This window comes from Treponema sp. OMZ 840 (genome assembly GCF_050937815.1).
In the GTDB taxonomy this organism is placed as follows: Bacteria; Spirochaetota; Spirochaetia; order Treponematales; family Treponemataceae; genus Treponema_C.
In genome coordinates this window covers 1-13,467 of sequence record NZ_JACDIJ010000018.1, presented here as the reverse complement: position 1 = coordinate 13,467, position 13,467 = coordinate 1, and the positions used below count along the sequence as shown (strand labels likewise).

Sequence of the window (13,467 nt, the reverse complement as noted above, 5' to 3'; positions counted from 1 at the left end):
CCGCCCCTCTTATTTATGAATCGGTTTTTTCGCCGCGTTTTACCCTGCCCATAGTCATAAAAGCAAAGAGAAAAAATAATGCGCAGTATAAAAAGACGGTTTTATATCCGAGTAAATCGATAATGAGGCCGGCGCAAAAGGGCGCAATGATGGCCGATGCCTGCGAAAAGGTATAATACAAACCCGTATATAAACCGATGTGCGAAAAGCCGGCCATTTGCCAGAGCATCGGAAAAGAGTTGGCGATAATGCAAATCCAAAAAATGCCGAATAAAAACATAAGTACCCAAAAAACGTATTTTGCCGATTCGCCGCCTATACCGAGTAAGGCCGTTATATCGCTTAAAAAAAACTGGCACACGCATAAAGAAGCGACGGCGACAAGGGCGATGCGTATCATGCGGCGCCTTCCCCACTTACCTGCGGCATAGCCCATAGGAATGGCGGACAGGGCGGACGCGATACCGACCATACCGGCGGCAAAGGGGGCTTGGCCGCTGGTAACGCCGAATGTTTTTATGCTGTATTCCGCAATGTACGGAAGCATTCCCTGATACCCCATAAACCACAAAAAAAGCGAACACAGTACCAAAAGGGCGCTGCGGTCTTTTTTAGCCGCTGCGTCCGTTTCGCTTGAGTCGAGTTTTGTACCGGCTAAAACGGTTTTCATCGCTTGCAAAAACGGCACTTTTTTTTCTTTTTCGCTTTCGGGAGATTCGGAAAGCATATCCAAAGCCGACCCCTTGCGGTTTTCGCGTACAAACAAGGCAAGCATAAGGGTTGCCGCAAGCACAAGCACTCCCGCTGCCGGAAAAGCAAGTACATCCTTTGTTTTTCCGATAATAGGCAAAACAGTATCCACATCCATAAGACGGGCTAAAAAGAGGGTTCCCACAATAGCGGCGATGTTGCCCATCGTATTTATAACCCCGTTTCCCTGCGAGCGGAATTCGGCGGGAACGATGTCGGGCATAAGGGCAATAACGGGGCCGCGTACCGACTGTTTAAACAAATTCAACAGGGCAAGGATAATAACAAGGGCGGCTAACGAACGCTGTGCGGCATACGGAATAAAACTGAACGCAAGGGCGGACAGGGGCAAAAGAACGATAATCCACGGCATTCTGCGCCCTATTTTTGTGCGGGTTTTGTCGGACAATGCCGAAATAACCGGTATTAAAAATATCGCAAAGACATTATCCAAAGACATAAACATACCGACAAGCCATTTAAAAGGAATATAGCGGCTTAAAAAAATCGTTACATAGCTGTCGTATAAGGGATCCATCAATCCCATCGTAAAAAATCCGGCTCCGATTAAAAAAGTTACGGGAAGATATTTTTTAAACCCGTCGCTTTTTACTTTTTTTTCAGTGTCCATACCGCCTCCGCGCTTTTTTTGAATGAGGTATTAAAAAGCATCCCAAAAGCAAACCGCCTTTAAAACCTTTTTTACCTCTTAACGAGTATACCGTATATCTGGTATAATAGCTAGGGAGAATTCTATATGAAAAAAAATATTTTACCTCAGGCGGCACGCCCGCTTTTATTTGCGCACCGCGGTCTTTCAAGTTTGGCGCCGGAAAATACAATGGCGGCTTTTAAAAAGGTTAAAGAACTCGGCATCCCCGGAGTGGAACTCGACGTACATTTAACAAAAAGCGGCGAATTGGTTGTTATACACGACGAATCGATTAAGCGCACGGGCAGACTTTATGACGGCAAAACCGTCCGCGAAGCCCCCGATACCGATGTCGAAAATATGACATGGGACGAATTAAAGCAATACGATTTCGGTATTTGGTTCGGCAAAGAATTTGCAGGCGAACGCATTCCTCTTTTATCGGAAGTACTTGAACTTTTGGGACCCGATATTTATGTGGATGTGGAAATAAAAATCGATACGCTCAAATACAAGGCCGTTACGGAAAAAACCTTTGAAGTAATTCGGGAAAATGTGCGTACATATCCGGAAAACCCCGACCGTTTTTTGGTTTCATCCTTTAATCCCTTTGCGGTGCGCTATTTTTCAAAATTGTGCAATACGATTCCGGTTTCTCTCATATACGACAGCGATCCGGAAACGCCCTTTTACATCCGCGGCGGCAAAGGAAAATTCGTTTGCAAAAGCGATGTTTTAAAACCGTGCTGGAAAGATTACAAAAGCGGAGCTAAAAAAGAAAGCTGGGTATGGACGGTTGATACCGAACAAACGGGACGCACTATGCTCGAAAAAGGAGTTACGGGTTTAATTTCAAACCGGCCGCAGGATCTTGTGCCTCTTATACGCGAATACCGCGATAAAAAATAAGCATCCGCATAGGATATAAAAAGTAACGGAGGGTGCCGGCCCCCCGCATACAACCTTTTTAAGATTCAAAATATTTACGGCATGCTTCGGCTATATCCCTCAGATTAAGCGGTTTTTGTGAAAATTCATTTGCGCCCAAATCTTTAATTTTTGTTTCCAATCCGTCTTCGGTTAATGCCGTAATGACAAAAATAAAGGGCTGGCCGAAATCGCTCGAACCGCGTATTTTTTTACATAGTTTAAAACCGTCGACACCGGGTAAATCCAAATCAAGGATAACAACGGCAGGTTTTTTATCCACTAAAAGAGCGCCGGCTTCAAAACCGTCAAAAGCTTGATACACTTGCACATTTTTAAATTCCTTTTGAAGAAATTTCGCCAATACGGTATTCAATCCCCTATCGTCATCGACTATCAAAATACTGCCCGAATTGATTTTGCGGCCGGAAGCACTTAACAAATCATCCGGTATCCTCATATTTCTCTCTTTCATAAAATCGATTAAATCGTCCAAATATACCCGATATTGTCCGCCCGGAGTATTAAAAGCGGCAAGGTATCCGTTCCGAATCCAATTTATAGCAGTTTGATTTACAACTCCGCAAATATTCGCAACTTCCAAAGCCGAATAGATAATCGTTTTGCGTGTTTTTCCCGGCATTATAACCTCACTTTATGTTATTTTTTTTCTCCGTTTTTGCAATTACCTATTTTAATTTTTTTTCTCGATAAAATCAATTAAAAAAAACGTTTTATTCGGTATTTTTTTTATTATTTTTTATGTATTGTAATATATATCGTAAATCAAAACCCTTTCTGACGAGGGCCGCTTCAAGTTTTTTACCCTCTTTTCCTTCGCGTACAAGTTTTGAAAAAGCTTTTTCAAACAAATCTTCGACTTTAACGGTTTGAAAAAGATCCGCCAAAGCGGATTCTATTACCGAACGCTTTATACCGCGTGAAGCAAGTTCACTCGATAAACGTAAAGGGCCTTCCGCTTTTACGATAAGACGATTATGCAGCCATGCTTGGGCAAAGCGGAAATCATCGAGCAATTTTTGATTTTCAAGGCGGTCAAGCGCTTTTTGCACAGCCAAGCGGTCGTGTCCTTTTTTTTCAAGTTTGCGTTCGAGCATACAGCGGCTGTGTTCGCTGCGATTTAAATAAAAGAGCGCTTGGCGCTCCGCAGCACATATAAAACCCGCCCTTATAATATCGTCCGATTCCTTTTCGTCAAACTGTGTGCCGCTGCAAATCGATTCGGAACGGACAACTTCAAGATAGTCCGGCCGTATAAAAAAAGAAGACCCCTCGGACGACGTAATTTTTATACATCCCCCGGAGATCTCTTTTACAGCAGTAACAGTCAAGATTAACGCTTGCTGAACTGGAATCTGCGCCGTGCACCGCGGCGGCCGTATTTTTTACGTTCGATCATACGCGAATCGCGGGTAAGGAAGCCGTTTGCTTTTAAAGCCGAATAATTGGCTTCATCTATTTGAGTAAGCGCTCTGGCCAACCCGTGCAAACACGCCCCCGCCTGACCGTTTAAGCCGCCGCCGATAACGTTGATTAAAATATCATATTTGTTTTCGCTTGCGGTAACCATAAGAGGCTGACTGGCGATTTTTATCTGTTCGGGAGTTGCAAAATATTTGTCCATATCTTTACCGTTAACGGTAATTTTACCGGAGCCTTCGCGTACAAAAACGCGGGCTATAGCGGTTTTTCTTCTTCCTGTTCCGATTGCAAGATTCTTTATCACAATAAACTCCTGTTATATTTCCAACGTTTGAGGATTTTGAGCTGCATGCGGATGTTCGGAACCGGCATACACTTTGACATTTTTAAGCATTTTGCGGCCTAAAGGCCCCTTCGGCAGCATACCCTTAATCGCGCTCATAAGCGGTTCTTCGGGATGGCGTTCGATTGTTTTTTCAAAGTTACGCGCTTTCATACCGCCCACATAACCGCTGTGATGGTAATACATTTTATCCTGAGCTTTCATGCCGGTTACGGCAACTTTTTCGGCGTTTATAATAACGAGAAAATCACCCATTTCCTGATTCGGCGTATACGAGGCCTTATTTTTACCGCGTAAAAGGGAAGCGGCTTTTACCGCAACACGTCCGAGCGGTTTGTCCGCAGCATCGATAAGATACCAATTGCGAACACTGTCTTTTTCATTAATGTAAATCGTCTTCATGAATATACCTTACATAAAAAATCTTCAAGGCGGTATAACCGTGCATCCGGCAAACCGCTTATTTCCCGCATCGGGCGAGCAAACCCATACTGACACCGGAAATACAGATAACGGGAAATATATAATACCATTTTTTATGGGGCTGTGTCAAGTATAAGTATTATTCCGCTTGAGATTCCTGCATTTTTGATGCCGCTTCTTCTTTTTTCGCTTCGTTTTTATCCTTAATATCCGCAACACCTATAAACAAAGCGATAAGACCTACAAAGGCGGTAAAAAAAGGGAGAAATCCTTTTAAAAACAACAGGATTTCCGGTCCCCATCCGAGGACGGACGGCAGGGCGGCAATCACGGTAAAAGCTATAAGCAGCAACCCTACAATAAGTGCAACCATAATAAAAATACCTCCGAAAATATTAAAACACTGTATTAAGTGTGCCATATTTTCTTTTTATGGTCAAGAAAGATAAAACATGCTATACTTTTTATATGAATCGCGGACTTTTTTTTAAAGCAATGCAAGTAACCGCACCGGTTTTTTTCGGTTATATAGCCATCGGTATTCCCTTCGGCCTTATGCTTACTCAAGCCGGCTATCCGTGGTATTTAGCGCCGCTTATGAGCATTATTATGTATGCCGGAGCAGGCCAATACGCAGCGGTCGGTTTGTTTGCAGCCGGCGCAAGCTTGCCCCTCATAGCACTGACGACACTTGCCGTAAATATACGCCATATTGTGTACGGTCTTTCTCTTTCGGAACAATTTAAAGATACGGGCATATGGAAACCGTACTTGATATTTGCCCTTACCGATGAAACATATGCTTTACTTACTTCAACATCGGTACCGCCGCAACTACATAAAGACCGATGGTACGCTGCAATTGCCGTACTCAATCATTCGTATTGGATACTCGGCAGCAGCCTCGGCGCCTTACTGGGAGTATGGATTCCTTTTTCTTTTAAAGGCGTTGATTTTGCACTTACGGCTTTGTTTATTGTTTTGCTTATCGATCGGCTTAAACTGTCGAAAAATCCCTTGCCGGCTCTTATCGGTGCCGCGTCCGCTTCGGCAGCCCTTATAGTCTTTAAGCCCGGCAATATGCTTATTGCATCTCTTGTTTTGGGAACAGTGTTTTTAATACTGTTAAAAAAACCCGTAGAACATAGAGGAAAGTTTAAAACAAATGTCTAAAATAGCGCCGTTTATTTTGAAGGAAGGTAAAATATGCTTACACTGAATCAAGCCCTTATTGCAATCGTTCTTATGGCTCTTATTATTTTCGCTACCAGATTGTTTTCTTTTGCACTGTTTTCAAAACGCACTGCGCCGCCGCTTTTCCGCTATTTGGGTACATACTTCCCTTCCCTTGTTATAACCGTTCTTATAATATATACATTAAAAGATATTGATTTTGCACAAAGGGCTTCTTACATTCCCGCTTTAGGTGCAATATGTTTTACGGTTTTAGCGCACCTATATAAGGGTAACGCTATGATAAGCATTTTCGGCGGAACGATTATTTATATGGTTTTAATATAATTCGGTTTACATTTGGGATACATTTAAGGAGGAACAATGCTGTACAGAACCTTTCCGAAAATACCGGATAAATCGATTTCCGTATTGGGTTTCGGCATGATGCGATTGCCCCTTATACAAGGAAAAAACCGGGACGATTCGGCGGTCGATGAAAAAGAAGCCGAAAAGCTGGTGCGCATCGCATATGAACAAGGCGTAAACTATTACGATACCGCCTATATTTACCACGGCGGCAAAAGCGAAGAAATTTTAGGCAGAATTTTACGCCGGCTGAATATCCGCAATAAAGTGTACATCGCCGATAAAATGCCCGTATGGCCGGTAAAAGAAAAAGCCGATTGGGAAAAACTGTTTAATACGCAGCTTAAACGCTTGGGAACGGATTATATCGACTTTTATCTTATGCACTCGCTGAACGACAAAAGCTGGCAAACGATACAAAAACTCAACGGCCTTGATTTTTTAGAAAAAATGAAAAAAGAAGGAAAAATACGTCATATAGGGTTTTCGTTTCATCATGAACCGGAAACGTTCCGTTCGATTATCGACGGTTACGAAAATTGGGAATTTTGCCAAATTCAATACAATTATCTTGACGAACAGTATCAAGCGGGAACGGCAGGTTTGAAGTATGCATACGATAAGGGCATAGGCGCTGTTTCTATGGAACCGCTGCGCGGCGGTGTTTTGGCGCGGGTTCCGCAAGCCGTAACGGATATTTTTGCTCATGCGAATGTTCCGCGTCTTCCTGCGGAATGGGGATTGCGCTGGGTATGGGAACATCAGGAAATCACCCTCGCCCTTTCGGGGATGGGAAGCGCAGAACAAGTACTCACAAACTGTGCGACGGCAAGTGCGGCTAAACCCAATTCCCTTCCGGCAAGCCAAATGCGGGTCATAGAAAAAGCGGCAGCATGGTTTAAGTCGCGCATAAAAGTTCCCTGTACGGCTTGTGCCTATTGTACGCCCTGCCCCGCCGGAGTTTCCATTCCCGATATATTTTCCGCATACAACGCGGTTTCAATGCAGGGAGCTTTCGAAAACGGCGGGACAAAAGCATTTTCGACAAAATACCGTTCAATACAAGATGCGCAAAGAGGTGCAAACAAGTGCGTACGCTGCGGCGCATGCGAACCGCGCTGCCCCCAGCATATTAGAATTCCCGATATGCTCGCACAGGCGCATAAGGCAATGGAATAAAAAAATCAAAACCGCAAGCACAAAGCCGATATTCTTCTCAATTATTATAGATTCGGTACTATAGGTTCGGGATTCCAAACCGGATGTCTTTTTTTGCGCTCTGCCTATTGACAATACCGCTTATTTTCAGCATTGTACAAGGTACTGTATTTTATAAAAACATGGGGGAACAGGAAAAACATTGAAGGGCAGCACGGTATCAATTAACGGCGTATCGAAACATTTCGGTACTTTTTGCGCGTTGGACAATGTGAGTTTGACGATTAATAAGGGGGAATTTTTTTCTCTTTTGGGGCCTTCCGGCTGCGGTAAAACCACCTTGTTAAGAATTATTGCGGGATTCGAATTTCCCGATGACGGCGCGGTTTTGTTTGACGACAAAAACGTCAGCTCTTTGCCGCCCAATAAGCGCGAGTCGAATACCGTCTTTCAAAACTACGCGCTGTTTCCGCATTTATCGGTGTACGATAATGTCGCCTTTCCGCTTAAATTAAAAAAGCTGAATAAATCGACGATAGACGAGCGTGTGCGCGAATACCTGCGCATGGTGCAGCTCGACGCTCACATAGATAAAAAACCCAACCAGCTTTCAGGCGGCCAGCGTCAGCGTGTTGCGATTGCGCGCGCTTTGATAAACGAGCCGAACATCCTCTTATTGGACGAACCCCTGTCCGCCCTGGACGCCAAGCTGCGCTCCAATTTGCTGGTCGAGCTGGACAAACTCCACGATAAAATCGGCATTACCTTTATATACGTTACCCACGACCAATCCGAAGCCTTATCCGTTTCCGACCGTATTGCGGTTATGAATCAGGGAAAGGTTTTGCAAGTGGGCAGTCCCTTCGAAATTTACGAAAGCCCGGCGACCGAGTTTACCGCTCAGTTTATCGGCGAAACGAATATCTTTGCCGCCCGTGTTGAAGAATGTAAGGATTGGCCGGTGGAAGCGGGAAAGGAGAGCGAGTTTATGTGTACCCTCGATATTCCCGAACTGTCGGCCGATATTAAGGTTACCGATTACGAGCGTACCGAAGAAGGACAAAAGGTATGCTTTACCGTCCGCCCGGAAAAAATCCGCATTTCGCTTGACCCTCCGCCGAAGAAGCCGAACATCAATGTGTTTACCGGCATTGTCGAAGAACCCGTGTATTCGGGCTTTCAATCCAAATTCTATGTACGGCTGGACAACGGCACCGTCGTAAAAGTGTTCAAACAGCATACCAATTATTTGGACGACGGACCCGAAATCGAATGGAAGGACCGCGTATACATTTCGTGGAGCGCCAACGACGGCTACATTGTTGAGGACATAGAAAAATGAAAAATACATCCTCTGCATCTTCACTCGGCATGAGGCAAAAGGGTACAAAGCTCGGAATGCTCTATGCATGGCCGATGGGTGTATGGTTTACCGTTTTTTTTGTCGCCCCGCTTGCCATTATTATCTTATACAGTTTTCTCAAAAAAGGCTTGTACGGCGGCGTTGTGCACGAATTTTCGCTTGAAGCATACCGTCAGCTTTTAAACCCCGCATACGGAATTGTATTGATAAGAACCGTATGGATTTCCGTTATTTCCACAGTGATTACGATTCTTATCGCTCTTCCCTGCGGCTACGCTATGGCCAAAAGCGGCAAGCAAACGGTTTTTTTGCTTTTGGTTATCGTTCCCTTTTGGACAAACTCGCTTATCCGCATATTCGCATGGATGTCCATACTCGGAAACGACGGCCTTTTAAACACAATCCTTATGCAGCTGAATATTACAAAGGATTTTGTTAAATTTTTGTACAATCAAAACGCCGTCGTCATTGTATCGGTGTATATGTACCTTCCGTATGCCATTTTGCCGATTTTTACCTCGGTAGACCGCTTTGACTTTTCGCTTTTGGAAGCCGCCCGCGATTTGGGTGCGACAAAACCGGGCTCCATGCTCAGGGTTTTACTGCCGAATATAAAAAGCGGCATTATTACGGCGATTATCTTTACCTTTATTCCGATTTTCGGCGCGTACACCGTTCCCCTTTTGGTCGGCGGTAAAGATTCGTATATGATAGGAAACATTATCGTAGACCAGGTGAATAAAACGCGCAACTGGCCCCTTGCGGCGGCTTTTTCAATGATTATCACGGTTATCAGTACCCTTGCGGTACTGTGGATGATAAGCTCGGTTAAAAAAGACGCATCGCTTAAAAACGGTTCAAAAGGGGAGGTTAAAAAAATATGAACTTAAATCCTTTTCGGACATTGGTAACGCGCGTAAACAAAAAACGCCCCTTATCCGAACCTGCGCGGCATGCACGGCGCGCTTTTCAAAAACGCAACAGATTTTCGTTTTCTCTTATTGTACTGGTTTTAACCCTCCTGTTTTTGTTTTTGCCGCTTATCGTCATCATCGTCTATTCGTTTAACGAAAGCAAGGGAAGCGATTTTACGGGCCTTTCTCTTATTTGGTATAAAAAACTGTTGTTCGATTCAAAAGACTTGTGGCGCTCCCTTTTAAACAGCCTCATTGTCGCCCTTTCATCGGCGGCTTTGTCAACCGTTTTGGGAACCGCGGCGGCTTTGGGGGTAAGCTGGTATAAGTTCAAAGGAAAAACCTATATTCAAACCATCAGCTTTTTACCCATGGTATTGCCCGAAGTGATTATCGGTGTTTCCATGCTTATTTTCTTTTCGGGCATAAAACTTCCCTTGGGACTTTTTTCGATTTTTGCGGCGCACACCACCTTTTGTCTTCCCTTTGTGTTTTTGATGATTTTAGCCCGCATAGACGAGTTCGATTTTTCAATTGTGGAAGCGTCCTACGATTTGGGTGCAACCGAAAGGCAGACAATGTTTAAAGTGATTGTGCCTGCAATTTTGCCCGGTATTCTCTCCGGCTTTTTAATGGCGGTTACAATGTCGCTTGAAGACTTTGTGATTACCTTTTTCGTTTCCGGCCCCGGCTCCACAACGCTTCCCCTCTACGTGTATTCGATGATACGTTTCGGAGTTTCGCCCGTTATAAACGCATTGTCCTTTGTGATGATTTTAGGTACGGTATTGATTGCCTTTTCAATGCGTAAATTCTTAAAAAGTTTTGCCGCGGCAAAATAAACACAGTTCCCTTTTAGGAGGAATGACATGAAAAAAGCGATTATTGCGATTGTAAGTGCGGCCCTTGTGCCGATTATGGCAGGCTGCGGCGGCAAAGGCAGGGGTAAAACCCTCTATCTTTTTAACTGGACCTACTATACCCCCGACAGCGTTATCGAGCAGTTTGAAAAAGAATTCGGCGTCGATGTATGGGTGGACAGCTATGCCTCGAACGAAGAAATGTTTGCAAAACTGATGGCCGGAGCTTCCAACTACGATATCGTATTTCCCTCGCAGGATTACACTTCGATTATGATACAGCAGGGTATGCTGCAAAAAATCGATTTAAGCAAAATTCCGAATGCGCAGTACATAAATCCTGCAGTTCTCGAAAAAGCCGTATACGATTCGAAGATGGAATACAGCGTTCCCTATTATATGGGAGCCGCAGGCGTTGCCGTAAATAAAACAAAACTTTCGGACTACGAAAAAAGCTGGAGCATTTTTGCGCGTAAAGACTTAAAGGGCAGAATGTGCATGATGGACGATATGAGAGAAGTTATCGGAGATGCCTTGGCCTTCCGCGGAAAGTCCGTAAACAGCCTGGACGATGCCGAATTGCGCGATGCCGAACGCCTCATTATCGACGAATGGAAACCCAATCTCGTAAAATTCGATGCGGAAGGTTTCGGAAAATCCTTTGCCGCAGGCGACTTTTGGGTTGTGCAAGGCTATGCCGAGGTTGTATACGGCGAAGTTCCCGAAGCAAAATGGGACACGGTCGACTTTTTTATTCCCGAAGAAGGCGGCCCCATGTACCTCGATTCGATGTGCGTACTTAAGAGTGCAAAAAACTACGATTTGGCTATGGAGTTTATAAACTTTATCCACCGCCCGGAAATATATGCGCAGTTTTTGGACACCTTCCGTTTTCCGCCAACCGTCAACATGAAGGCTGCCGAGTTTATGCAGTCAACCCCGATGTACAAAAGCGAAGACATGATGCACTGTCAGCTTAAAACCGACCTTGCCGAAGGCCTTGCAAAGTACAACGACATTTGGCAGCGCATACGGTTTACGGACTAGATATCTTCCAATCTTTTATAGTCCGTTTTTTTTCATCAAAGCTTGCGCCGACGGCTGTGACTTTTTTGCCGCTTCCGGAAAACCTGTCGGCATAGCCTTTTTCGCGTATTTGGTTCAGGGCATCTTCGGCCGTGCCGTTGGACGTGAGCTTAAACTCGAAGATGTACACCTTGTCCGGAAATTCCACAGTGCAGTCGGCCCTGCCTGCGGCGCAGTGAACTTCCGTATGTACAAATTGGTTCATAAGGGCAAAGACAAGATACACGGCGGTTTGGTAATTTTGCTCGCGCAAAGCCAAGTCTTTTTCGGTAAGACTGTCGTAGGGAATGCCTGAGATGATACCTTTCAGCTTTTCCATAAAGCCGTCTACATCGGCAGCCTCTATCTGCTCGTAAAACTCCCAAATCGAAAGCCCCGTTTTATCGCTTCGCACGGAAGTGTAGGCGGGCAGTAAATTATCCAAAAAACCGTAACGCACTTCATCGTTGGGGAATCCTAAACGGTACAGGCCTGCAAAATCGTTATAGTCTTTAATCGTTACATAGCCCGCTTGGAACAGTATGGGCAGGGGATTTACGGCATCGGCCCGGTAGGTTTCCAAACCCGCTTCGTTGATTTTGACGTTGCCGTCAAGGTCGGGAATATTGTAATAGGCTTTTTTAAGATAGTCGACCAAAAAGGTGGGCGTTCCCGTTGCAAACCAATAGCTTGAAAATTCTCCCGATGCAAACACATTGAGCAAACTGAAGGGATTATACATTGCGCTTCCTTTCCGAGCAAATTTGTAGCCGTCATAGCGCTGCTTTAGTTTTGCAAGGGCTTTTTCATAGCTCAAGTTGTTTTTTTCGGCAAGGTTTTGAATTTCGGGCACAAAGCCTTTTTCAAGTTCTTCCTGCGAAATACCGCAGATACCCGAATAATCCGAAAGCAGGCTTAAATCGCGCAAATTATTTAAATCGCTGAATATGCTTACCTTGCTGAATTTGGTAACTCCGGTTAAAAAGGCAAAGCGGATATATTGGTCGGCACTTTTTATAACGCCGAAAAAACCTTTGAGGACGGTGCGGTATATTTCGTTGAGGTTTTCGTCTTTCCACATGGTTTGTAAAAGCGGCTTGTCATACTCGTCGATGAGGATAACAACCTGTTTTCCGGTTTTTTTGTGTGCGCTCTTGATTACATTTTGAAAGCGGTCAGGCATATCAAGTCCCGTACTTCCGTACATTGTTTCGTATTCCTGTAAAAATGAGTGAAGTCTATTTAAAAGACCTTCTTGTGTATCGTAGATGCCTATGTTAAAATCCAAATAGAGTACCGGATATTCCTGCCAGATTTCTCGTTTGTCTTTTTCGGCTTCTTCATATGTTTCAAGCGCCAAACCCTTAAACAGTTCTTTTTGACCGAGAAAATATGCTTTGAGCGTTGAAAGAAACAGGCTTTTTCCGAAACGGCGCGGCCGGCTTAAAAAGTGAACCTTGCTGCCGTCAATCAGTTTGGATATAAATTCAGTTTTATCGATATAGAGAAAACCTTTTGACCGTAAATCTTCAAAACTTTGCACGCCTATGGGCATTTTTCTCACTGCACTCATAGGCATAGTATAGCACAAAATGCATAAAAAGACAGCAAAAACTTGTTTTTCTCGGAATTTTGTGTTACAATGTTTAAAAAGGGAACATGGCATAAAACCGTGCTTCCTGCTCGGTTTTATGCGACGAGTTTTGCGTTGCAAAACATCGCGGATAATCGGCCTTTCCGCCGTCCATGGCGGACATAAAGCTGCACATCCGTGTACGGGCATAAAATCGGACGTCGTGTCCGATTTTATGCTTCGAGTTTTAGTCGGTGTGTACACCGCCTAAAACATCGGGTATTTGCAGCTTTTACCGGCATCCGTGCCGGGATTTAAAACATTGCGGATAATCCGCTTACGTACATCTGTGCTGTGCGTTATATTGACTTTTTGCGAGGGCTTATGAACGGCAAGACAGATACTACATTTTTTATCTTTTCCGCACAAAAAGCGCACCGGGTACTTGACAAAA

General features: G+C 44.4%; 16 protein-coding genes. 8 read left to right on the top strand and 8 right to left on the bottom strand.

What is annotated here, in order from left to right; all coding sequences use genetic code 11:
- Positions 1 to 13: 13 nt before the first annotated feature.
- Complete coding sequence (locus tag H0R92_RS13230) at positions 14 to 1,381, bottom strand: MFS transporter (protein ID WP_432965857.1); 1,368 nt, start codon at positions 1,379 to 1,381, stop codon at positions 14 to 16.
- Positions 1,382 to 1,507: 126 nt separating this feature from the next.
- On the opposite strand from H0R92_RS13230, the gene H0R92_RS13225 reads away from it, so the two are divergent.
- Positions 1,508 to 2,311, top strand: a complete 804-nt coding sequence (locus H0R92_RS13225) for a glycerophosphodiester phosphodiesterase (RefSeq protein ID WP_432965854.1) — start codon at positions 1,508 to 1,510, stop codon at positions 2,309 to 2,311.
- A 58-nt stretch (positions 2,312 to 2,369) separates the two neighbouring features.
- On the opposite strand, the gene H0R92_RS13220 is transcribed toward H0R92_RS13225, so the two are convergent.
- The 5 genes from H0R92_RS13220 to H0R92_RS13200 form a co-directional block, all read right to left on the bottom strand.
- Complete coding sequence (locus H0R92_RS13220) at positions 2,370 to 2,972, bottom strand: response regulator (RefSeq protein ID WP_432965851.1); 603 nt, start codon at positions 2,970 to 2,972, stop codon at positions 2,370 to 2,372.
- 91 nt (positions 2,973 to 3,063) lie between these two features.
- The gene (locus H0R92_RS13215) at positions 3,064 to 3,681 is read right to left on the bottom strand and encodes a regulatory protein RecX (protein ID WP_432965848.1); all 618 of its coding nucleotides are present in this window, start codon (positions 3,679 to 3,681) and stop codon (positions 3,064 to 3,066) included.
- Between the two features lie 2 nt (positions 3,682 to 3,683).
- Positions 3,684 to 4,073 (bottom strand): 30S ribosomal protein S9, encoded by a 390-nt coding sequence (rpsI, locus tag H0R92_RS13210; protein ID WP_432965921.1) that lies wholly within the window; start codon positions 4,071 to 4,073, stop codon positions 3,684 to 3,686.
- A gap of 15 nt (positions 4,074 to 4,088) precedes the next feature.
- Positions 4,089 to 4,517 carry a 50S ribosomal protein L13 gene (rplM, locus tag H0R92_RS13205; protein ID WP_432965845.1) on the bottom strand — a complete coding sequence of 143 codons (429 nt, stop codon included), beginning with the start codon at positions 4,515 to 4,517 and terminating at the stop codon, positions 4,089 to 4,091.
- A gap of 160 nt (positions 4,518 to 4,677) precedes the next feature.
- The gene (locus H0R92_RS13200; protein WP_432965842.1) at positions 4,678 to 4,911 is read right to left on the bottom strand and encodes a hypothetical protein; all 234 of its coding nucleotides are present in this window, start codon (positions 4,909 to 4,911) and stop codon (positions 4,678 to 4,680) included.
- A 95-nt stretch (positions 4,912 to 5,006) separates the two neighbouring features.
- On the opposite strand from H0R92_RS13200, the gene H0R92_RS13195 reads away from it, so the two are divergent.
- The 7 genes from H0R92_RS13195 (at position 5,007) to H0R92_RS13165 (ending at position 11,422) form a co-directional block, all read left to right on the top strand.
- Positions 5,007 to 5,711: an AzlC family ABC transporter permease gene (locus H0R92_RS13195; protein WP_432965839.1), complete on the top strand. Its 705-nt coding sequence runs from the start codon at positions 5,007 to 5,009 to the stop codon at positions 5,709 to 5,711.
- Between the two features lie 33 nt (positions 5,712 to 5,744).
- Complete coding sequence (locus H0R92_RS13190) at positions 5,745 to 6,059, top strand: branched-chain amino acid transporter permease (protein ID WP_432965836.1); 315 nt, start codon at positions 5,745 to 5,747, stop codon at positions 6,057 to 6,059.
- Between the two features lie 36 nt (positions 6,060 to 6,095).
- Entirely contained in the window at positions 6,096 to 7,259 is a 1,164-nt protein-coding gene (locus H0R92_RS13185) for an aldo/keto reductase (protein WP_432965833.1), read from the top strand.
- Between the two features lie 181 nt (positions 7,260 to 7,440).
- A complete protein-coding gene (locus H0R92_RS13180; RefSeq protein ID WP_432965830.1) occupies positions 7,441 to 8,580 on the top strand; it encodes an ABC transporter ATP-binding protein in 1,140 nt (379 codons plus the stop codon).
- Complete coding sequence (locus H0R92_RS13175) at positions 8,577 to 9,485, top strand: ABC transporter permease (RefSeq protein WP_432965827.1); 909 nt, start codon at positions 8,577 to 8,579, stop codon at positions 9,483 to 9,485. Before H0R92_RS13180 ends, H0R92_RS13175 begins: the two co-directional genes overlap by 4 nt.
- A complete protein-coding gene (locus H0R92_RS13170; protein WP_432965824.1) occupies positions 9,482 to 10,357 on the top strand; it encodes an ABC transporter permease in 876 nt (291 codons plus the stop codon). Before H0R92_RS13175 ends, H0R92_RS13170 begins: the two co-directional genes overlap by 4 nt.
- 27 nt (positions 10,358 to 10,384) lie before the next feature.
- Positions 10,385 to 11,422: an extracellular solute-binding protein gene (locus tag H0R92_RS13165; protein WP_428768735.1), complete on the top strand. Its 1,038-nt coding sequence runs from the start codon at positions 10,385 to 10,387 to the stop codon at positions 11,420 to 11,422.
- Here the strand turns inward: H0R92_RS13165 and H0R92_RS13160 are convergent.
- Both H0R92_RS13160 and H0R92_RS13155 read right to left on the bottom strand, forming a co-directional pair.
- Positions 11,412 to 13,013, bottom strand: a complete 1,602-nt coding sequence (locus H0R92_RS13160; RefSeq protein WP_432965821.1) for an ATP-binding protein — start codon at positions 13,011 to 13,013, stop codon at positions 11,412 to 11,414. The genes H0R92_RS13165 and H0R92_RS13160 overlap by 11 nt on opposite strands.
- Positions 13,014 to 13,280: 267 nt before the next feature.
- The coding region (locus H0R92_RS13155; RefSeq protein WP_432965818.1) for a hypothetical protein at positions 13,281 to 13,467 on the bottom strand (187 nt) is incomplete at its 5' end.